Origin of the sequence: uncultured Parvibaculum sp., assembly GCF_963975745.1 — a bacterium.
Taxonomy (GTDB): Bacteria; Pseudomonadota; Alphaproteobacteria; order Parvibaculales; family Parvibaculaceae; genus Parvibaculum.
Genome location: NZ_CAXBIB010000004.1, coordinates 127001 through 147839 on the forward strand (window position 1 = coordinate 127001; position 20839 = coordinate 147839).

Genomic DNA, 20839 nt, shown 5'->3' on the forward strand with positions numbered 1-20839 from the left:
CTCCCTTCAGGGGGCGGGAATGGGACTGTCCATGATGTAGGTGAGCTTAGAGCCGCCGGCCAGTCCTGTCAGCCCTCACAGAAGATGGTCGATCGGCAGGAAATAGCCGATCCAGGCCAGCACCTGCTGCAGGACACCGGTATGGGGCTCGCTGTCATGGCGCAGCGGCGGGTCCTGGCCGTTGTCGATCCAGACGAGGCGCGCCGGCGCTTCGAGCGCGACGCGCCAGTTGCTTTCGGGCGCCATGTCGCGCGCCATCGCCTCGAGCACGCGGGCGGCGACGGCCGGACTGTCGATCAGGATCGCGATCTCGGAATTGTAGAGGATCGAGCGGTGATCGAGATTGAAGGAGCCGACCAGAACCCATCGGCGGTCGAAGACGACGGTCTTGGGGTGCAGCGTTGTCTTTTCGGGCGCGAGGCCGAGCGCGGCGGCGCCGGGACAGGGCCGCGGCCGCTCCTTCATCTCGTGCAGTTCGACGCCGAGACGCGCCAGTTCCAGCCGGTCGCGCGCATAGCCGTAATGGACGATCGAGGAATCGGTCGAGGCCAGCGAATTGGTGTGCAGCGTCAGCGTCACGCCGCGCGCCCGCGCCGCCGCGAAGGCGGCGCTGCGCGCCTCCGTCAGCATCATGTAGGGCGTCTGGATGACGACCTCGCTTTCGGCCGCCGCCAGAAGCGCCAGCAGCCGCGCCTCGATGCCGCTGCCGGGCGCCGGCGCCTGCGCGGCAAAGACCGGACCGGGCGCGGTCAGACTGACCAGCCCTTCCGCCCAGAGAAGACTGTCACGGATCGCGTCGAGCCTGGCGGCAAGCGCCGCCCCCTCGATCCGGCGCGGCAGCGGAAAGGAAGCAGGATCGAGCGGCGGCGCATCGGCCCAGAGCGCGGCGGCATCGACGGCCGGATCCGCATCGGCAACGGCGAAATCGCCCACCGGCACCGCCTGCGGATCGTTCCAGAAGGCATCGAAGCTGGCCGAGATGTCGGCCGTCAGCGGTCCGGCGACGACGACATCGCGGTCAAGGAAATAGCGCGCCGGATCGAGGCCGAAATAGGCGTCGCTGACATTGCGGCCGCCGACGATCGCCAGCGTGTTGTCGACCGCGACGATCTTGTTGTGCATGCGCTGGTTCAGGCGCGCGAAGTCGAAGACCAGTTCGGCGTAGCGCAAGCCGTTGGGCCGGAACGAGCTGCGGAAGGGATTGTGGAGACGCACCTCGACATTGGGATGGCGCGCGATGCGCTGCAGCGGCGCCGCCCCGTCATGGATGTGGAAGCCGTCGACCAGGGCCCGCACGCGCACACCGCGCGCGGCCGCGCGCAGCAGCGCCTCGCTGATCGCCCGGCCGCTGGCATCGAGATCCCAGATGTAATACTGGATGTCGATGCTGCGCGTCGCCGCCTCGATGGCGGTCAGGCGCAGCTGATAGGCATCGAGCCCGCATTCGAGAAAATCGAAGCCCGACCGTCCGGCCGCCGCTTCCGCCGGCGCCACCAGTTGCGACCAGAGCGGCGTCTCATCGGGCGCGGCGAGCGCGCTCGCCGGCGGCAGGCCGGGCATACGCATCGGCGCCGCACAGCCGGCAAGACCGAGACAGATCGCAACCAGAAGACCGGTGAATTTCATCGCTGTCCCGTGCGGCCCGCACTTCCCGGCCGATCCCGGCGAGCCTAGACCGGCATCCGGCCCCTGTCAGCCCTCGTCCGGCGGCACCCGCCCGAGAAACGCCGCCAGATCGCGCCAGGGCGCGACGGTCCAGTAGCGCGTGGCGGCGCCCGACGGCGAGGCCAGCACGAAGATTTCCGAACGCCGGTAAAGCCTTCCCTGCCGGCCCAGCGCCAGCCGCCCGGTCGGCGCGCGCAGAAAGACGCTGGCGGCCTTCTTCGAGGTGAAGGCGATGGCGCGCGGCGCGCAGCGCTCCATCGCGGCCTCGAAACGCGGAATGTCGAACTGCGCGGGGTCGATTTCGTGATCCATGCCCGAGGCAAGCTTGGCCATGTCGGTGAAGCCGATGCCGAGCCGGACGAGATCGGGAAACTCGTGCGGCTGGTAGAGCCGCGGCGTCAGCCCGACCTCGTGCAGCGTCGGCCAGAAGCGGTTGCCGGGATGGGCATAATAGGCGCCGACCGCGGCCGGGCGGCCGGCCGCCGTGCCGACAAAGACGACATCGAGGCCGGGGACCAGAAGATCGGGCAGCTTTTCGCGGCTGATGGTCTTGCGCCAGCGCCGGGACATGAGGCTCCTTGCAGGAAGGATCGGAAATCGCCGTTTCGCGCCATGCTAACCCGGATCGGGCCCTGTGCGGAAATGCGCGGCGACAGGGCGCCGCGCCGGGCCTAGCATTTCAGTCGACCGGCGGCGCGATAAGCCGCACCTTGCGGTCGAACCGGCAGACGTCGCCCGATGGCGGCGCTGCCCAATGGTGGGATGGACCAGAACATGCACAAACTTGCCCTTGCCGCGGCGCTCGCGGCCGGAAGTCTTGCGGCGACATCGGCTCAGGCCCAGGGCATGTCGCCTTATGCCGGTCTCGGCATTTCCTATCAGATTCTCGAGGCCGACTCGGGCGGCGTCAACACGGCCGGCCCGTTCTCGAATGCCGATACCGACAACGACCAGGTCTTCGGCTTCCGCGCGGTCGCCGGCCTCGCCAACATGGCCCGGCTCGGCGAGCGGGTCAGCCTGCGCGGCGAGCTTGAATTCCTGATGCCCGAAAAGGCCAGCTACGAGACCTTCAGCCTGGCCTGGCCCTATTACGCCAATGACGAGATGTATGGCGGCTTCGTCAATCTCTATCTCGACATTGCGGTGCCGGAAATCTCGGCCGGAACCGGCGTCTTTGTCGGCGGCGGCTTCGGCGGCTTCCGCCACGATCTGAGCGTGACCGACGGCGTCGTCGGCGGACAGAACAAGTCGAGCGCCTATGCCTGGAATCTCGGCGGCGGCGTCAAGCAGCGCATCCTCGACAATGTCGATCTGACGGGCTCGGTCCGCTATATCGATTACGGCAAGGTCGGCGCCAATCTCTTTATTCTCGGCGGCGGCCCGGCGGCCGGCTCCTACGATCTCGACCAGTCGGGAATCGATATCGGCCTGACGCTGACAATGTCCTTCGACGGACTGCTCTAGACCCATGCGGCTCCCGCCCGCCCTGCGGCGGGCGGGAACGCGCCTTGCGGCCTATTCGGCCGCCTTGCCGGAAAGCGCCTTGTTGGACGCCTTGTTGGCCGCGTCGGCTTCTTCGAGATAGATCTCGCCGCCCGCTTCACGGAATTCCTGCGACTTGCCGGCCATGCCCGATTCCGCATAGTCGCGGACTTCCTGCGTGATTTTCATCGAGCAGAATTTCGGGCCGCACATCGAACAGAAATGGGCGACCTTGTGGGCTTCCTTGGGCAGCGTGCGGTCGTGGAACTCCTTGGCGCGTTCGGGGTCGAGGGCGAGGTTGAACTGGTCTTCCCAGCGGAATTCGAAACGCGCGCGGCTGAGCGCGTCGTCGCGAAGCTGCGCCGCCGGATGGCCCTTGGCGAGATCGGCGGCGTGCGCGGCGATCTTGTAGGTGATGACACCGTCTTTCACGTCGGCGCGGTCCGGCAGGCCGAGATGTTCCTTCGGCGTGACGTAGCAGAGCATCGCGCAGCCGAACCAGCCGATCATGGCCGCGCCGATGCCGGACGTGATGTGGTCGTAGCCCGGTGCGATGTCGGTCGTCAGCGGCCCCAGCGTGTAGAAGGGCGCACCACCGCAATGTTTCAGCTGCTTGTCCATATTGACCTTGATCTTGTGCATCGGCACATGACCCGGCCCTTCGATCATCACCTGGCATCCCTTCTTCCACGCGATCTGCGTCAGCTCGCCCAGCGTTTCGAGCTCGGCGAACTGCGCCTCGTCATTGGCATCGGCAATCGAGCCTGGACGCAACCCGTCGCCCAATGAGAACGACACATCGTATTGCCGCATGATGTCGCAAATGTCGGCGAAATGTTCGTAGAGGAAACTCTCCTTGTGATGCGCGAGACACCACTTGGCCATGATCGAGCCGCCGCGCGACACGATGCCGGTGACACGCTTGGCGGTCATGGGCACATAGGCGAGGCGCACGCCGGCATGGATGGTGAAATAATCGACGCCCTGCTCGGCCTGTTCGATCAGCGTGTCGCGGTAAACTTCCCATGTCAGATCTTCGGCGACACCGTCGACCTTTTCGAGTGCCTGATAGATCGGCACGGTGCCGATCGGGACCGGCGAATTGCGGATGATCCATTCGCGCGTGTTGTGGATGTTGCGGCCCGTCGAGAGGTCCATCACATTGTCGGCGCCCCAGCGGATCGCCCAGACCATCTTGTCGACTTCCTCGGCGACCGAGGAGGCGACCGCCGAATTGCCGATATTGGCGTTGATCTTGACCAGGAAATTGCGGCCGATGATCATCGGCTCGAGTTCCGGGTGGTTGATGTTGGCCGGGATGATGGCGCGGCCGGCGGCGACTTCCGAACGCACGAATTCCGGTGTGATGAATTCGGGAATATTTGCACCGAAGCTCTCGCCTTCGGCCAGCTTGTGCGCGGCATTGGCCAGCGCCTGCTTGCGGCCGATATTCTCGCGTTCCGCGATATAGGCCATTTCGGCGGTGACGATGCCGGCCTTCGCAAACTCATATTGCGTGACCGGCTGGCCGGGCAGGCCGCGGCGCGGACGGTTGGCGACCGGAAAGGCGCGCGCCAGATGCTTTGCGCCGACATTGCCGTTGTCTTCGGGCTTCACCTCGCGCCCATCGTACAACTCCGTGCCGCCGCGTGCCGCGATCCAGGCCTCGCGGTGGCGGACGAGACCCTGCTCGACATCAATCTTCGCGGTGGGGTCGGTATAGGGGCCCGAGGTGTCGTAGACACGCACCGGCGGCTCCTTGGCCGTCGGATGCAGCGCGATCTCGCGGAACGGGACTTTCAGATCGGGAAAGCCGTCCGGTGCGGTGAAGACCTTGGTGCTGGCGGGAAGCGGCCCGGTGGTGACTTCCGGGAGTGCGTCCTTGGGGGGGGCTTGAATGTTCATCTGGGATCTCCGTGACGCTGGCGTCGGAAATCCGGGAGTGAGAGCGGAGGATGGCGGCTGCACGCGGCGGCCGGTGCCCGTCCCTTCGCCGGCATGACCCGGATCAGGTTTTAAGGGTGGTGGATCCGCCTCAGACCCATCTCAGCCGGTTGCGCCGGCCCCCCTCGGTATGGCGCGAGTGTGACTCGCAGGATCGCCCCCGTAAAGGATGGATCGCGTTAGGCCGCCAGCGGTCGCGGCGCTAGACTGGTTCCGAACGAGGGAGGACGCCATGACCGTTGAAATCGCCATGCTTTTCTGGGCCTCCGTGCTGGGCCTGGTGCAGGTCGGACTGCAAAGCCTTGCCTACAAGCGCCAGGCCGGCAACCGCTACACGGTGGGCCCGCGCGACGAGGCGCTGCCGGCCACCGGCATGGCCGGGCGCATGGAGCGGGCGCTGCGCAACTTCCTCGAGACCTTTCCGGTCTTCGCGGCGGTGATTCTGGCCGTCTATGCGACCGAACGCACGAATCAGTGGAGCGAGATCGGTGCGCAGATCTATTTCTGGGGCCGCCTGGCCTATATCCCGGCCTATGCCTCGGGCCTGCCCTGGATCCGGACCCTGATCTGGCAGATCGCCACCATCGGCATCGTGCTCTGCATGGTGCCGCTGTTCGACCGGGCGCTGCTCACGGTACTGATGGAATAACCCCGCCCGAACGCGCGGCTCGCCCCGACTCGTTTTTGCCGCTAGGATTCGCCGCGGTGGCAACACAACCAACCGGGGGAGAATACCCATGACGGTGGAACTCTGGTCGCTCGTATGGGGCGGCGTGCTTCTGTTCATTCTGATTGCGCTTTCGGCCAATGCCAATGTGTCGGCGATGGGCATGGGCTGGGGCATCGGCAACCGCGACGAACCGGCAAGGACGACGGGCTGGGGCGCCCGGGCGCGGCGCGCCTATCTCAACCATCTCGAAAACCTGCTGATCTATGCGGCGATCGCCGTGCCGGCACATCTGGCCGGGGTCAGCACCGAACTGACGATACTGGGCGCGCAGATCTTCATCATCGCGCGCATCCTCTATGCGATCGTCTATGTCGCGGGATGGACCGTGGCCGGCATCCGCACCATCTGCTGGTTCGGCGGCGTGGTCGGCTATGCGATGATCTTCATCTCCCTGCTGATGAACGCCTGACGCAACAGGGTTGTTTCAAGAAGAAAGCGCCGGGGTTTTCCCCGGCGCTTTTTCGTTGTCTCTACCCAAACCCGTCATGACCCGGCTTATGCGAGTCACCCAAGTCCTTCATCCTTATCCCTGTCAATCCGCAAACGGATCCGTCATCAGGATCGTGTCCTCGCGGTCGGGAGAGGTCGAAAGCAGTGCCACCGGCGCCTCGATCAGTTCTTCGACATAGCGCACATACTTGACGGCCGCGGCGGGCAACTGCGCCCAGGAACGCGCACCCTGCGTGCTGTCCTGCCAGCCCTCGAGCGTTTCGTAGACGGGCGTGACCTTCGCCTGCGCGTCCATGCCGGCCGGGAAATGATCGAACCGCATGCCGTCCACTTCATAGGCCGTGCAGACTTTCAGCTCGTCGAAACCGTCGAGCACGTCGAGCTTGGTCAGCGCAATGCCGGTGATGCCGCCCGTCTTGATCGCCTGACGGACCATGACCGCATCGAACCAGCCGCAGCGGCGCTTGCGCCCCGTCACCGTGCCGAATTCGTGACCGCGCTCGCCGAGCCGCTGACCCACCTCGTCGGTGAGCTCGGTCGGGAACGGGCCCTCGCCGACCCGTGTCGTATAGGCCTTGGTGATGCCGAGCACATAGCCGATGGCGCCGGGCCCGACACCCGAGCCGCCAGCCGCCTGGCCCGCGACCGTGTTGGACGAGGTGACGAAGGGATAGGTGCCGTGATCGACATCGAGCATGGTGCCCTGCGCGCCCTCGAACAGAATGCGCTGGCCCTGGCGCTTGGCCTCGTCGAGTACGCGCCAGACCGGCGCCACGAAGGGCAGCACACGCGGCGCGATTTCCAGCAGCGCCGCAACGATCGGCGCGGCTTCGAGTTCGTCGAGGCGATTGCCGCGCCGAAGCGCATTGTGGTGCGCGAGGAGACCTTCGACCTTGAGCGGCAGTGTGGCCGGATCGGCGAGATCGATGACTCGAATGGCGCGGCGTCCGGCCTTGTCTTCATAGGCCGGCCCGATGCCGCGCTTGGTCGTGCCGATCTTCACCCCGGAATTCGCCCCTTCGCGCATCTCGTCCAGTTCGCGGTGAACCGGCAGGATGAGGACCGCATTCTCGGCGATCCTGAGATTGTCGGGCGTGACGGTGACGCCTTTCGCGGCGATATCGTCGACTTCCTTCGCGAAGGCCCAGGGATCGAGCACGACGCCATTGCCGAGGATCGAGAGCTTGCCCTTGCGCACAATGCCCGATGGCAGCAGCGACAGCTTGTAGGTGACGCCGTCGATGACGAGCGTGTGGCCGGCATTGTGGCCACCCTGGAAGCGCACCACCACATCGGCGCGCTCCGACAGCCAGTCCACGATCTTGCCCTTGCCCTCGTCGCCCCATTGGGAGCCGACAACCGCCACATTTGCCATTTGATTCAATGCCTTAGAGAGTGGGTGCCCGGCCGGGCGCCGTATGGATACGGACCCCCAGACAAGCCGAAAGCCCCCTTGGCCTCTCGGGCCGGGGGCTTTGGCATTGTCTAGCGGATCGGGCGGCGGATGGGAAGGCCTTTGAAGAACAGATCTAGGCCGGCAGGAACTTGCGAGCGAACAGCAGGTTTTCGCCGCATGCTCCCGCGCGCTGCGTCCCCTGCATCAGTTCGCGATAGCTCCGCGCCATGCTCGTTTGCCGGGCGATCGCCGATTTCCACAAACCCAGAAAGGCATATTCACAGCGAATGTCGGGGTTCTTGATTGCCACAACCTGCGACCGGAACTGCTGATCCTGCACTTCGCCAAGCAGGTACCCGATCAGCAGGCGCTCCGCCTCGCCGGTCCACTCGCTCTCGTCGCGCACCTGGTAGAGAAGAGCCGCACGCCTTTCGCCATTTTCGAGCCGCATCATGAATTCATTGATCTGAATAAACGCACCCGAGCAGAGATCCTGACCCTTGCTCCTGACCTTGACCTGGTCCGACAAGCGATAGGCCTTGCGAATCCAGGCGAACTGGTCGTCCTCGTCCGGGCGAACATTCCGAAAATGAACGATACGGGCCACCGCATGTGCCGAATAGCTGCCGGCGCAACCGAAATCCGATCCGGTGCGGTAAACCTCGGCATGAAGCGCAACAGCCTCATTCAGATCAACTGAAAAGCCGCCGGCCCCCCGCGTCTTGGCTTCGGCAATGACGCTCATGCATGCGCCATGCTTCAGCTCGGCGCATTGACGGAAATAGCTGTAGGCCCGCGCTTCGTCGTCGAGATGGCCGAGCAAAACCTGAGCCGCACCAAGCATCGCATTTCGCCGAAGATCGCCTCGTCCATCATCGCCGGCCGCTTTCAGAACGATTTCGTAATCAGCAAGCGCAGCCGCTGCCAGTTGCCTGTCGGCCGGCAGACCAAGCGCCTGGTTGAGATAGCTCAGCAACTGGCTGGCCACGGCCCGATAGTACCGCAGCAGCAGGATGCCCTCGGCATCGACCTCCTGTCCGTTGATCGCGCGGGTCAACACGGCGATGTTGTAGGGAAGCGCGCGGGCCGCCGACAGATCGCCTTGTGCCGCCTTGTCGCCTGCATCGTCGATACTGGCCATGACGGCAGCCAGATTGCTCGATGGCGAGACGCCGGACGAAGCCGCACCCGAAACGTTCTGGCGCGGCGGCTGCGCACCGCAGGCGGCCAGAACGGCACTCATGAATAGCGCACAGATCATCAGACGGATGATTGACATGCTTACCCCCCGGTCACCAGAGCACAAAACCTTAACGCAGGTTGCGCTGCGCCCGAACGATTTATGCGCCGCCATGGCCATAAAATCGACGCCAGGTCACATGCATGGACCAGCCGTACGGACCCCGGGATGCCAGGACGCCCCGCCGGCGGGCACCGGCAGAAAAATCGATCACAAAATCGTCAATACGTCGCACGCCCTCGACGGAGGTCTTGGTCTAGACTGCTTCCCATGTCGATATTTCAGTCCATAAAACGCTGCTCCGCCGCCCTTGCTCTGGCAACCGGAACCGTCCTCCTCCCCGCCGTCGCGGCCGCTCAGGCCACACCGGCCGTGGAGGCGCTGGCGGCCCGGATCATTGCCGACCAGTACCGGATCATTATCAACTGCGAGGGCTGCAACCTCGCCGGTGCCAATTTCGACGGGCAGTTCCTGCGGCTTGCCGCACTCGAGGGGGCGGACATGCGCGGCGCAAGCTTCCGACATGCCGACCTGACCGGCATCCACCTCACACGGGCCAGGCTTGAAGGCGCCAATTTCAGCGGCGCCAACATGGCCGGCGCGGTGCTGACAAACGCCGACCTGCGCGGCGCAAATCTCGCCGATGCGCGTCTCGACGCCGTGCGCGTGCATGGTGCGAATTTCAGCGGCGCCAATCTTCAGCGCGCCAATCTCCGCATGCTCGAATATGTCAAACGGCTGACTTTCGCCGGCGCCGATGCGCGCAACGCGATTTTCCGTCACGCATTTCTGGGCGGTGTCGATTTTTCGGACGCCGATCTGCGCGGCGCGGACTTCACACGCGCCACCGGCCTGACCAATGCGCAACTGGCCAGAGCCTGCGGCGACGAGCGGACGATCCTGCCGCCCGGCCTTTCGATTCCGCATTGCAGCGGGAACTAGCGGGCTACTCTCAGGCGGCCAGAGCCAGATAGTCGAGGCGCTCGGGCAAAGGCTCCGAACGAACGATGAAGGTTGCGCCGCGCAGGATCATGTTGACCGTGCCGGCCGGCCCCAGAAGCGGCAATTCGACCGCCTCGGTGGTCAGCCAGTGCTGCGTGTGCCAATCGAGCCGGGCACGACGGCGATAGGGCCGGATCTCGGTGGCAACGGCACGGAGCCCCTCGAAGATGCTCGTGGCGGCCTCGCCATAGAGATCGGCATCGACCCAACGCCCCGTCACATCGCGGCCCATGCGCTCGACAAGCTCGGTACCGACCAGCCGATGCCGAAATCCGATCGGGTCCCGATGGACATCGATCAGATTGACAATCGGCATCAACGCAAAGAATTCCGCCGGGTCGAAATCGGCCCGGGTTGGCGCGGGCCGCACACCCTTCCTCTCCCGCCAGGCGCGGTAGAGCGCGCTCAGGCGCTCGTCCCAGAAAAGATCATCCATCGCTCACCCTTTCCTGTGGCTGGCGCAGGCTGGTTCAGTGCAGCGGCAGCGCCGCGACGACATAGTGATCGCACGGCGGGTCCTTCGGCGCGGAATAGCTGACGCCGCGCAGGATCATGTTGACCCGGCCGCTCTCGTCGATCAGCGGCAGTTCCATCGACTCCATCGTCAGCCAGGAATGCGGATGCCATGTCATCGGCGAGCGGCGGCGATAGGGGCGCACTTCGCGCGCGACCTGCAGCAATGATGCAAAGATGCGGTCCGCCGCCTCGCCATAGAGATCGGCATCGACCCAGCGGCCGGTCGCATCGCGGCCGAGATGCTGGACGATCTCGGTGCCGACAAGCCGATGGCGAAAGCCCTCGGGTTCCCAGCACACATCGACGAAATTGACGATCGGCAGAAACGCCTTGATCTCGGCCGGATTGAAGTCCGTGCGCGACGGCGCCAGCCGATCGCCCTTCTTCATCAGCCAGTGCGCATAGAGTCGATCGAGACGCCTGTCCCAGAATAGTTCCGTCGTCACGCTGCCCCCAAGATCCCGATACGCGGGAAATCGACATACCCCGGACAAGTCTCGGATGGCATGGTTAAGGGAGCGTTACCGGATCGGTCCTGTCACAAGGGGGACAGGACCGACCGAAGCTGCGATAGTGGCCGGACAAGCCGGGGAGGACGTTTTGGGCGAGAAAATCGACGAACTGACCGGGCGCATCCAGGAGCTAGAAAGCGAACTCGAAGCGGAAATCGCCCGCCAGGGTGCGGCGCTTCGATTTGGCCTGGACCAGGGACGTGCCGTCTTCGAGGAAGAAGTGCTGCGCCGCCACCGCGAGCTCCAGACGCGCCTGCTGCGCTACATTGTCCACGCAAGGCCCCTCGTGGTGGTGACCGCGCCGGTCATCTACGCCTTGATCGTGCCGCTGGTCCTGCTCGATATCTGCGTCAGCCTCTATCAGGCGGTCTGCTTCCCGGCCTATGGCATCGAGAAGGTGAAGCGGCGCGACTACATGATCTTCGATCGCGGCCACCTGGCCTATCTCAATGCCCTGGAAAAGCTCAATTGCGCCTATTGCTCCTATGCCAACGGTCTGATCGCCTATGTCCGCGAAATCGCCGCCCGAACCGAGGCCCATTGGTGTCCGATCAAGCACGCAAAAAAGGCGATCGGCGCACACGAAAAATACCGGAACTTCGTCCCCTTCGGCGATGCCGATGCCTATCGCCGGCGGATCACCGAACTGGAGCAGGCTGCGCGCAAGAAATAGGCGGCGCCCCCGGAAGGACGCCGCCCGTTTGCCTGCCGCCGAAGGTGCGGCTCAGAAGGTCAGCGACTTTGCCTGCACGACATGCGGCAAGGCCTGGATTTCGGCCAGCACGCTGGCCGGCACATCGGCATCGACCTCGACCAGACAGATCGCATCGCCACCGGCCTTTTCACGGCCGAGATTGAAATTGGCGATATTGATGCCGGACTTGCCGAGCAGCGACCCGAGCGAACCGATGAAGCCCGGCTTGTCCTGGTTGGTCACATAGAGCATGTGGTGACCCAGCGACGCCTCCATGTTGACACCCTTGATCTGGATCACGCGCGACAGACCGCCGGAAAAGACCGTGCCAGCGACCGAGCGTTCCTGGCGCTCCGTCTTTACATTGATCTTGATATAGGTCTCGTAAGCGCCCTGCTGCTCACGCTTTACTTCCGTGACCTTGATGTCACGCTCTTTGGCGATGACCGGCGCCGAGACCATGTTGACGTCCTCCAGCTGCGGCTTGAGCAGGCCGGTCAGTGCCGCATTGGTCAGCACACGGGTGTTCATTTCGGCAATTTCACCCGCATACTCGATGGTGACGGCCAATATGCCCGTTTCGGTGAGCTGACCGGCGAAGGAGCCGAGCTGCTGAGCGAGCGTCAGGAACGGCGTCAGCTTCGGAGCCTCTTCGGCCGAAACCGCCGGCACATTAATCGAATTGGTGATCGCACCGTTCAGCAGGTAGTCCGCCATCTGCTCGGCGACCTGAAGCGCCACATTTTCCTGCGCTTCACCGGTCGAAGCACCAAGATGCGGCGTGCAGATGACCTGCTCCATGCCGAACAGGATGTTGGTCTTGGCCGGTTCTTCCTCGAACACGTCGAGCGCCGCGCCTGCCACATGGCCACTCTCGATTGCCGCCTTGAGATCGGCCTCGACGATCAGGCCGCCGCGCGCGCAATTGACGATACGTACGCCCTTCTTGCACTTGGCAAGGCTCTCGGCGTTCAGGATGTTGCGCGTCTTGTCGGTCAACGGCGTGTGCAGGGTGATGAAATCGGCCCGCTTCAGCAGTTCGTCGAGCTCGACCTTCTCGACACCGAGATCGCTCGCCCGCTCCGGCGTCAGGAAGGGATCGAAAGCCACGACTTTCATGCGCAGGCCAAGGGCCCGGTCGGCGACAATGGAGCCGATATTGCCGCATCCGATCACGCCGAGCGTCTTGGCCGTCACTTCGACGCCCATGAATTTCGACTTCTCCCATTTGCCGGCATGCGTGGACGCATTGGCCTGAGGAATGTCGCGCGCAAGCGCGAACATCATTGCGATGGCGTGTTCGGCGGTGGTGATCGAATTGCCGAATGGCGTATTCATGACGATGACGCCGGCGGCGGTGGCGGCCGGGAGATCGACATTGTCGACACCGATGCCGGCACGGCCGACAACCTTCAGCTTCTTCGCAGCGGCAAGAACCGGCGGCGTCACCTTGGTCGCCGAGCGGATCGCCAGGCCGTCATAGTCGCCGATGATCTTGATCAGTTCGTCGCGGTCGAGACCCGTCTTGACGTCGACTTCGACGCCACGATCCTTGAAAATCTGCACGGCGGCAGGCGAAAGCTGATCGGAAATAAGAACCTTGGGCATCAGTGCCTCCTGGTTGAATGGCGGTCCGACCCGCGAGAAGGACTCGCCGGGTCGGACGCAGAATGAACGGAATTCGTCAGGCGGCGGCCTTCAGCGCCGCCTTGGCTTCGGCATAGGCCCAGTCGAGCCAGGGCATCAGCGCACGCATGTCGCTCGTCTCGACGGTCGCGCCCGCCCAGATGCGAAGACCGGCCGGCGCATCGCGATAGCCGGCGATGTCGTTGGCAACGCCTTCCTTGTCGAGCAGATCGGCAATCTTCTTGGCGAAGGCCGCCTGATCGTCATCCGATAACGCGGTGACGTCGGGATCGACCACCTTGAGACAGACCGAGGTGTTGGAACGCGTATCGACCTTCTCGGCCAGAAAATCGACCCAGGCCGTGCGGCTTGCCCATTCGGCGATGACGGCGGCATTGGCGTCGGCGCGGCCGATCAGCGACTTGAGACCGCCAATGGAGGCCGCCCAGTCGAGCGCATCGAGATAGTCCTCGACCGCGATCATCGACGGCGTGTTGATGGTTTCGCCCTTGAAGATGCCCTCGATCAGCTTGCCGCCCTTGGTCATGCGGAAGATCTTCGGCATTGGCCAGGCCGGCGTATAGCTCTCGAGCCGCTCTACGGCGCGCGGCGACAGGATGAGCATGCCATGCGCGGCCTCGCCACCCAGCACTTTCTGCCAGGAGAAGGTGACGACATCGAGTTTCGGCCAGGCAAGATCCTGCGCAAAGGCGGCCGACGTCGCGTCACAGATGGTCAGCCCCTTGCGGTCGGCCGGAATCCAGTCGGCGTTCGGCACGCGCACGCCCGACGTCGTGCCGTTCCATGTGAAGACGACGTCATTGTCGAAATTGACCTCACCGAGGTCCGGCAGCTTGCCGTAGTCGGCTTTCAGCGTCCGTGCGTCTTTCAGCTTGAGCTGCTTGACGACATCGGAGACCCAGCCTTCGCCGAAACTCTCCCAGGCAAGCAGATCGACACCACGTGCGCCGAGCAGCGACCAGAGCGCCATTTCGACAGCGCCGGTATCGGATGCCGGCACGATGCCGATCCGGTAGTCGGCGGGCACGTCGAGTATGGCCCGCGTCTTTTCGATCGCGGCGGCGAGACGGGCCTTGCCCGGCTTGGAGCGGTGGCTCCGGCCGACAAGTGCGTTTTCGAGATTTTTGATGTTCCAGCCGGGGCGCTTGGCACAGGGGCCGGACGAGAAGTGCGGATTGGCCGGACGCACGGCCGGACGCTCGATGGCGGTCATTTGCAACCTACCCTTTCAGATAGCTGCCCCTCGGTGGGGAGGGGTGTCCCGCCGCCGCGTATAGGCTCCTTGCCGCGCGAAGTCAAACGGCGGCCTGCCCGGGATACCGTGGCGAAAAATCGCGGCAGACTCCGAAATTGCGCACAATATCCTGCATTTGACAGCAGCGGCCATGCCCGCGAAGAGTGAAACGGCGACCTCCCCTTTCCCGCCGAGGATCCAAGCCTTGCCCGCCCACCGCCTGTCTCACTGGCTGCTTCTGACCTGCCTCGTGGCGCTTTGGGGTTCGGCTTTTGCCTTCGCCAAGATCGCCGTCGAGACGATCGCGCCCGAATGGACCATGGCTGGACGCATGGCCGTCGCCGCGCTGCTGCTCCTGCCGCTCTGCCTCATCGCCGGCCAGCGCATGCCGCGCGGCCGGCAGGCCTGGACATGGCTGGCGGCGCTGGCGCTGGTCGGCAACATTGTCCCTTTCTTCGCCATCGCCTGGGGCCAGCAGCATATTTCCTCGGCGCTGGCCGGCATTCTGATCGGCTTCACGCCGCTGGCGACGCTCTTCATTGCCCGTGCGCTGGTGCCGGACGAGCGCGTAACCCCACTGCGACTTGCCGGGTTCGCGATCGGATTTGCCGGATTGATCGTCGTGATCGGCCCGGGCGCGATGCGCGATTTCGGCGGTGAAGGACCCCGGCTCCTGGCCCAGCTTGCCGTGCTGGGCGGCGCGTTCTGTTTTGCACTCAACAATGTCATGGCGCGTCTCGCACCCGCCATGCCGCTGATCGCCAAATCGACAGGCGTGATGCTGGTGGGAGCGCCGGCGGGCATTGTTCTGGCCAGCACCGCGACGCCGCCGAGTTTCCTCGTCGAGGCCGGCCCGAACGCACTGCTCGCCCTCGGTGCACTCGGCCTCTTTCCGACCGCCTTGGCTGCCCTTGTCTTCTTCAGGCTGGTCGAAAGTGCCGGTCCGACCTTTGTGTCGCTGTCGAACTACCTGGTACCGGTCTTCGCCGCACTGGCAGGCTATCTGATCTTCGGTGAAACGCTGCGGCCGGGGGTGCTTGCAGGCTTCGCGATGATTCTCGCCGGCATCGCGATCAGCGAGTGGCGCCACAACAGCTAGATCACCAGGGCAACAGAGACGCTGGCAACCATCAGCAGCGAAGCGGAGACAGCGACGATGCGACTGATGCCTGCGTCGCCGATGAGAATGCGCATGGCATCGCCGCCGATGCCCCAGAGCGAAGTCGCAACCATCATCAGCAGCATGCTGATCCCGATCAGAGCCGCCGCCTGCGGTCCGTAGGGAGCAGCAGGCACGACAAAGGCCGTGAAGACCATCACGTTCTGCACATAGGCCTTGGGATTGATTGGATGCAGCAGCATGCCGGCCCAGAATGACGGTGCCGCCTCAGGCAACGGCCCGCCAAAACCCGCGCGGGCAAGACGCCAGGCAAGCCAGCAGATATAGGAAAAGCCGAAAATCTTGAGGGCGACAAAGACCTCCGGCACGGCAACCAGAAGCGCCCCGAGCCCGAGCGCGCCCGCAACGATGACAACAAGCCCGCCAAGCCATATCCCGGCGAGATAGGGCAAGGCACGTGCCAGCCCGAGCGAGGCACCGACCGACAACAGGCTGAGGTTGGCGGGCCCGGGCGTGAAGCTCATCGTCGCGATGAAAAGCGCGCCGAGCGCCAGCGTTTCAAATGGCATGACAAGAGACCGATGTGATTGTTCAGACGGAGATCTCGGCCTTCATGTAGTCGGCGCAGCGGCCGCGAATGATGACGCGTTCGCCGGCGTCGCTGCACCGGAGCGTGCCGCCGCGCGCCGACACCTGCCGTGCAACCAGATCGCTCTTGCCGAGCTTCCTCGACCAGTAGGGAACCAGCGTGCAATGCGCCGAACCCGTTACCGGGTCTTCGTCGATGCCGTGCGCCGGCGCGAAGACGCGCGAAACGAAATCGAAGCCCGAGCCCTCCTCGCCGGGCGCCGTGACGATCAGCAGCAAATCGAGCGGCGTCAGCAACCGCTTCAGAGCAGCCATGTCGGGCGCAAGCGCCTTCACGTCGTCTGCACTGTCGAAGACGGCAAGAAGATGGCTGGATTTCGCCCAGACACGCGGGCCCGCGCCGAGCGCTGCGGCGATATCCGCCTGTGCCGGATATGGCTTTGCCGGACTGGCCGGAAAGTTCATCGCGATCAGATTGTCCTCGCGCACAATGGTGAGCCGCCCGCTCTTCGTCTCGAAATGGATTTCCGGCGCCGCATGGCCGAGATGTGTGAAAAGCACATGTGCCGAGGCCAGCGTCGCATGGCCGCAAAGCGGCACCTCGACCGCCGGCGTGAACCAGCGCAGCCGATACCCCTCGCCCTCGGGCACAAGGAAGGCCGTTTCGGCGAGATTGTTCTCGGCCGCAATCGCCTGCATGACGGCATCCGCCGGCCAGCTGTCGAGCGGCACGACGGCCGCCGGATTGCCTTCGAAAACGCGGTCCGCGAACGCATCGACCTGATAGAGATCAGCTTTCATCGCCTTCGTTCCATATTGTATGGGTACAATTTCTAGTTGCTGAGCGCCTCACTGACAAGATCCTTGCTCAACAGATCAAAAACACCGATATTGAGTCCGTTTTTGAAAGATGTTCTACGTTCGAAATGGATTCAATGAGTTTATTGTTACTATGACAATTTTTCCCTTCGATCCGGCCGACATCGCCGCCCGCCCCGGCCCACGCTACAAGGCCATCGCCGACGCGCTGAGCGACGCCGTGAAGACGCGGACGGCCGCGCCAGGCACCCGGCTGCCGCCGCTACGCGACCTTGCCTATGCGCTGGGTGTAACCGTGGGCACGGTCTCGCGCGCCTACGCCGTCGCAGCGCAACGCGGCGAAGTGTCGGGCGAAGTCGGACGCGGCACCTATGTGCGCGACCGCAATGCGCGAAGCGGACCGGGGGCTGGTGCGACGGTGTTCCACGCGGTTCCCGATGCGATGCTGGCAGCGATGAAGGCGGCCCTTCCCGCGCCTGTCGGCCAGACGGAAATTCTCGGCGCAGCGATGCGGCACCTGCTCGACATGCTGCCGGACATGCCTGGCCGCTCGCCTTTCAACAGCTACCCGCCCGTCGGCGGTACACCGCATCAGCGGATGATGGCCGCAAAATGGATCGCGCATGGCGCCTTCGCGCCTGACGCCGAAGAACTGATCATCTGTTCGGGGACGCAACAGGCGATCCTGACAGCAGTCCTCGGCACGACAGAACCGGGCGACACGATCCTGACCGAAGCCCTGACCTACACGGCGATGGTGAACCAGGCGGCGTCGGTGGGACGGCGGGTCGCCGCGGTCGATATCGACGAGGAAGGCCTTGTGCCGCAAGCACTCGACCGCGCGGCCCGCGAGACGAGGGCAAGAGCCGTCTTCGTTGTGCCAACCCTGCACAATCCGACCAGCGCCATCATGAGCGATCAGCGGCGGCGCGACATCGCCGACGTCGCGCGGACACACGGCCTCGCGATCATCGAGGACGACATCTATGGCAAGCTGGTGGACGATCGGCCACCGACCATCGCCGGCTTCTATCCGGAAGGCACATGGTATGCGGCAAGCCTTGCCAAGACCGTGGCCTGCGGGCTGCGTATCGGTTTTCTGAAGCCGCCGGCCACGCAACTCGAGCGCGCCCGTGCGATTCAATATGGGTTCGGTCAGACCGTGCCGCCGTTGATGGCCGAGCTTGCCGCCATGCTGATCGAAAGCGGCGATGCCGACACGCTCACGCGGCGTCAGATCGAGGAAACACACGCGCGCCACGCAATGCTGCGCAAGGCGCTTCCGCACCGCAACGTCGCAACCCGCGACACTGCGCCCTATGCCTGGCTCACGCTGCCCGAGGCATGGCGTTCCCATGCCTTCGCCGAGGCCGCAAGGACACGTGGCGTCGCACTGGCCGCCGGCGAGGATTTCATGGTGGGCCCGACCGACCGCGCCTCGCGCCATGTGCGCCTGGCCCTCGGACAGCCGCAAACACGCATGGAACTTGCCACGGGTCTTTCGATCGTCGCCGACCTGCTGGCATCCGGGCCGATGTCGAGCCCGCTAGTCGCGTGACGGGCTGTCGCCGCCGACGGACGCCAGAAAATTGAGCGGCCCATGCCCCTTGCCGAAACCGGGCGCGGTGCGGATCGCCTCATGCACATAGTCGCGCGCCGTGGCGACGGCCGCCGTGAGTTCGACGCCCTGTGCCAGAAGCGCGGCGACGGCAGAGGCAAGCGTGCAGCCCGTGCCATGCGTGTGGCGCGTGTCGATGCGCGGTGAAGAAAACGTCTGCATCGTCTCCTGCGTCGCCAGCACATCGAACAGCGTCGAGCCTTCGAGATGCCCGCCCTTGAGCAGCACCGCTTCGCAGCCGAGGCCGAGCAGCGCGTCGGCCGCGGCCTTCTGGCTGTCAAGATCGACGATCTTTCGTCCTGTCAGCGCTTCGGCTTCCGGTACATTGGGGGTGACGAGCGTCGCCAGCGGTATCAGCACCTCTTTCAGAGCGGTAACCGCTGACCCCTCAAGAAGCGATGCGCCGCCCTTGGCCACCATGACGGGATCGACAACGAAGAACGGAATCTCCGGATGTTCTTCTAGCGCCGCGGCAACCGCTTCAACGATCTCGGCGCTGTGGAGCATGCCGGTCTTCACGGCGTCTGCGCCGATATCGTCGAGAACAGCCTTCATCTGTCCCCGCACGATCTCGACCGGCACCTCATGGATACCGTGAACACCAAGTGTGTTCTGTACCGTAATGGCCGTAATCGCCGTCATGGCGAAGCCGCCCATCGCTGTGGCCGCCTTGATGTCGGCCTGAATACCTGCGCCGCCGCCCGAATCCGAACCGGCAACGATGAGCAGGCGGCCTTGCAGCAATGTATTCATGAAGAACCGTTCCGGGAGCCGGGATGCCAATCAGGCGGCATTGTGCTCGATCGCCGAGACAATGTCGTTGACGACCGCCTTGACCAGTCCGGCATCGTCGCCCTCGCCCATGACGCGGATCAGGGGTTCGGTGCCCGACTTGCGAATGACGAGACGTCCGGCCTTGCCGAGACGCGCCTCGCCCTCACGGATCGCCTCCTCGACCGCCTTCTCACGCAACGGCTCGCCATGCCTGAAGCGGACATTCTTGAGAAGCTGCGGCAGTGGATCGAAGAGATGACAGAGCTCGCTGACAGGCTTGTTACCGCTTTTCAGCACCGAAAGAACCTGCAAGGCAGCTATGAGTCCATCGCCGGTGGTCGAGAAGTCCTTCAGGACGATATGTCCGGATTGTTCGCCACCGACATTGTAGCCATGCTCGCGCATGTACTCGACGACATACCTGTCCCCGACCTGGGTACGCACGAGCCCCAACCCCAGTGAATCGAGATAACGCTCAAGCCCCAGATTCGACATCACCGTCGCGACGACACCCGGCGCCGACAGCGTTCCCATTTCTTTCCAGTGGCAGGCAATCAGACCCATGATCTGGTCGCCGTCGACGATCCTGCCATTCTCGTCGGCGACAATCAGCCGATCCGCATCGCCATCAAGTGCAATGCCGATATCCGCGCGGCGTTCGCGTACTGCTGCACACATGCGCTCCGGCGCCGTCGAGCCGCAATCTTCGTTGATGTTGAACCCGTTCGGATCGGTGCCGACCTGCACGACTTCGGCGCCGAGTTCCCACAACACGGCAGGCGCGACCTTGTAGGCCGCGCCATTGGCACAATCGACAACGACGCGCAGCCCTTCGAGCGTCTGCTGCTTGGGAAAGGTGTGCTTCACATGTTCGATGTAGCGGGCCTGCGCGTCTTCGATGCGCTTGGCACGGCCGAGATCGCGCGAACCGGCCAGATTGTCGGCCAGACCATTGTCCATGTGATGCTCGATCGCAAGCTCGACCTCGTCGGACAACTTGAAGCCGTCGGGCCCGAAGAGCTTGATGCCATTATCCTCGAAGGAATTATGTGACGCTGAAATCATCACGCCGAGATCGGCACGCAGCGACCGCGTCAGCATTGCAACCGCAGGCGTCGGCAGCGGACCGAACAGAAAGACATCCATGCCCATCGACGTGAAACCGGCCGTGAGCGCGGGCTCGATCATGTAGCCGGACAACCGCGTGTCCTTGCCGATCACCACACGATGACGATGGTCGCCGCGCCGGAAGACACGCCCCGCCGCCATGCCGACACGCAGCGCGGTTTCCGCCGTCATATGACCGGTATTCGCCTTGCCGCGAATACCATCGGTACCGAAATATTTGCGCGACATGAATCGAGCGGTCCTTGCGCCTTGTCTTGTCATTCCGGCCTGCCAGCGCCCC

General features: G+C 64.2%; 20 protein-coding genes and 1 riboswitch. Of the genes, 7 read left to right on the forward strand and 13 right to left on the reverse strand.

Annotated features, from left to right (window positions below; genetic code table 11):
• Window positions 1-75: 75 nt before the first annotated feature.
• Both AAC071_RS04815 and AAC071_RS04820 read right to left on the reverse strand, forming a co-directional pair.
• Entirely contained in the window at window positions 76-1626 is a 1551-nt protein-coding gene (locus AAC071_RS04815) for a phospholipase D family protein (protein WP_339830581.1), read from the reverse strand.
• 66 nt (window positions 1627-1692) lie between these two features.
• A complete protein-coding gene (locus AAC071_RS04820) occupies window positions 1693-2235 on the reverse strand; it encodes a mismatch-specific DNA-glycosylase (RefSeq protein ID WP_339830583.1) in 543 nt (180 codons plus the stop codon).
• A gap of 204 nt (window positions 2236-2439) precedes the next feature.
• Between AAC071_RS04820 and AAC071_RS04825 the strand changes: the two genes are divergently transcribed.
• On the forward strand, window positions 2440-3129 hold the full coding sequence (locus AAC071_RS04825) for an outer membrane beta-barrel protein (RefSeq protein ID WP_339830585.1): 690 nt from the start codon (window positions 2440-2442) through the stop codon (window positions 3127-3129).
• A 51-nt stretch (window positions 3130-3180) separates the two neighbouring features.
• Here the strand turns inward: AAC071_RS04825 and thiC are convergent, their stop codons facing one another.
• A complete protein-coding gene (thiC, locus tag AAC071_RS04830; RefSeq protein WP_339830586.1) occupies window positions 3181-5052 on the reverse strand; it encodes a phosphomethylpyrimidine synthase ThiC in 1872 nt (623 codons plus the stop codon).
• A 63-nt stretch (window positions 5053-5115) separates the two neighbouring features.
• Window positions 5116-5227, reverse strand: a riboswitch (TPP riboswitch).
• A gap of 96 nt (window positions 5228-5323) precedes the next feature.
• Between thiC and AAC071_RS04835 the strand changes: the two genes are divergently transcribed.
• Together AAC071_RS04835 and AAC071_RS04840 are read left to right on the forward strand one after the other, a co-directional pair.
• Window positions 5324-5740, forward strand: coding sequence for an MAPEG family protein (locus AAC071_RS04835; RefSeq protein ID WP_339830587.1), 417 nt, complete (start codon window positions 5324-5326; stop codon window positions 5738-5740).
• Window positions 5741-5828: 88 nt separating this feature from the next.
• Window positions 5829-6230 (forward strand): MAPEG family protein, encoded by a 402-nt coding sequence (locus AAC071_RS04840; protein ID WP_339830588.1) that lies wholly within the window; start codon window positions 5829-5831, stop codon window positions 6228-6230.
• Window positions 6231-6353: 123 nt separating this feature from the next.
• Here the strand turns inward: AAC071_RS04840 and AAC071_RS04845 are convergent, their stop codons facing one another.
• Both AAC071_RS04845 and AAC071_RS04850 read right to left on the reverse strand, forming a co-directional pair.
• Window positions 6354-7646, reverse strand: coding sequence for an adenylosuccinate synthase (locus AAC071_RS04845; RefSeq protein ID WP_339830589.1), 1293 nt, complete (start codon window positions 7644-7646; stop codon window positions 6354-6356).
• Window positions 7647-7800: 154 nt separating this feature from the next.
• Window positions 7801-8946 (reverse strand): hypothetical protein, encoded by a 1146-nt coding sequence (locus AAC071_RS04850; RefSeq protein WP_339830590.1) that lies wholly within the window; start codon window positions 8944-8946, stop codon window positions 7801-7803.
• Between the two features lie 231 nt (window positions 8947-9177).
• On the opposite strand from AAC071_RS04850, the gene AAC071_RS04855 reads away from it, so the two are divergent.
• Complete coding sequence (locus tag AAC071_RS04855; protein WP_339830591.1) at window positions 9178-9849, forward strand: pentapeptide repeat-containing protein; 672 nt, start codon at window positions 9178-9180, stop codon at window positions 9847-9849.
• A gap of 10 nt (window positions 9850-9859) precedes the next feature.
• Here AAC071_RS04855 and AAC071_RS04860 read toward each other — a convergent pair whose 3' ends face one another.
• The gene (locus AAC071_RS04860; RefSeq protein WP_339830592.1) at window positions 9860-10345 is read right to left on the reverse strand and encodes a PAS domain-containing protein; all 486 of its coding nucleotides are present in this window, start codon (window positions 10343-10345) and stop codon (window positions 9860-9862) included.
• Window positions 10346-10379: 34 nt separating this feature from the next.
• A complete protein-coding gene (locus AAC071_RS04865) occupies window positions 10380-10871 on the reverse strand; it encodes a PAS domain-containing protein (RefSeq protein WP_339830593.1) in 492 nt (163 codons plus the stop codon).
• A 154-nt stretch (window positions 10872-11025) separates the two neighbouring features.
• Here AAC071_RS04865 and AAC071_RS04870 point away from each other — a divergent pair, with 154 nt between their 5' ends.
• Complete coding sequence (locus tag AAC071_RS04870; RefSeq protein WP_339830594.1) at window positions 11026-11610, forward strand: hypothetical protein; 585 nt, start codon at window positions 11026-11028, stop codon at window positions 11608-11610.
• 51 nt (window positions 11611-11661) lie between these two features.
• Here AAC071_RS04870 and serA read toward each other — a convergent pair whose 3' ends face one another.
• A complete protein-coding gene (gene serA / locus AAC071_RS04875; protein WP_339830595.1) occupies window positions 11662-13239 on the reverse strand; it encodes a phosphoglycerate dehydrogenase in 1578 nt (525 codons plus the stop codon).
• Window positions 13240-13315: 76 nt separating this feature from the next.
• Entirely contained in the window at window positions 13316-14491 is a 1176-nt protein-coding gene (locus AAC071_RS04880; RefSeq protein WP_339830596.1) for a phosphoserine transaminase, read from the reverse strand.
• 226 nt (window positions 14492-14717) lie between these two features.
• On the opposite strand from AAC071_RS04880, the gene AAC071_RS04885 reads away from it, so the two are divergent.
• Window positions 14718-15611: a DMT family transporter gene (locus AAC071_RS04885; RefSeq protein ID WP_339830597.1), complete on the forward strand. Its 894-nt coding sequence runs from the start codon at window positions 14718-14720 to the stop codon at window positions 15609-15611.
• On the opposite strand, the gene AAC071_RS04890 is transcribed toward AAC071_RS04885, so the two are convergent.
• Both AAC071_RS04890 and AAC071_RS04895 read right to left on the reverse strand, forming a co-directional pair.
• Window positions 15608-16201, reverse strand: a complete 594-nt coding sequence (locus AAC071_RS04890) for a LysE family translocator (RefSeq protein ID WP_339830598.1) — start codon at window positions 16199-16201, stop codon at window positions 15608-15610. The two genes, AAC071_RS04885 and AAC071_RS04890, sit on opposite strands and share 4 nt — an antisense overlap.
• Window positions 16202-16223: 22 nt before the next feature.
• Window positions 16224-17021, reverse strand: coding sequence for a PhzF family phenazine biosynthesis protein (locus AAC071_RS04895; RefSeq protein ID WP_339830599.1), 798 nt, complete (start codon window positions 17019-17021; stop codon window positions 16224-16226).
• Between the two features lie 151 nt (window positions 17022-17172).
• On the opposite strand from AAC071_RS04895, the gene AAC071_RS04900 reads away from it, so the two are divergent.
• A complete protein-coding gene (locus AAC071_RS04900; protein WP_339830600.1) occupies window positions 17173-18597 on the forward strand; it encodes a PLP-dependent aminotransferase family protein in 1425 nt (474 codons plus the stop codon).
• On the opposite strand, the gene thiD is transcribed toward AAC071_RS04900, so the two are convergent.
• Complete coding sequence (thiD, locus tag AAC071_RS04905; protein ID WP_339830601.1) at window positions 18586-19410, reverse strand: bifunctional hydroxymethylpyrimidine kinase/phosphomethylpyrimidine kinase; 825 nt, start codon at window positions 19408-19410, stop codon at window positions 18586-18588. The two genes, AAC071_RS04900 and thiD, sit on opposite strands and share 12 nt — an antisense overlap.
• Window positions 19411-19440: 30 nt before the next feature.
• Entirely contained in the window at window positions 19441-20787 is a 1347-nt protein-coding gene (glmM, locus tag AAC071_RS04910) for a phosphoglucosamine mutase (protein WP_339830602.1), read from the reverse strand.
• Between the last annotated feature and the right edge of the window lie 52 nt (window positions 20788-20839).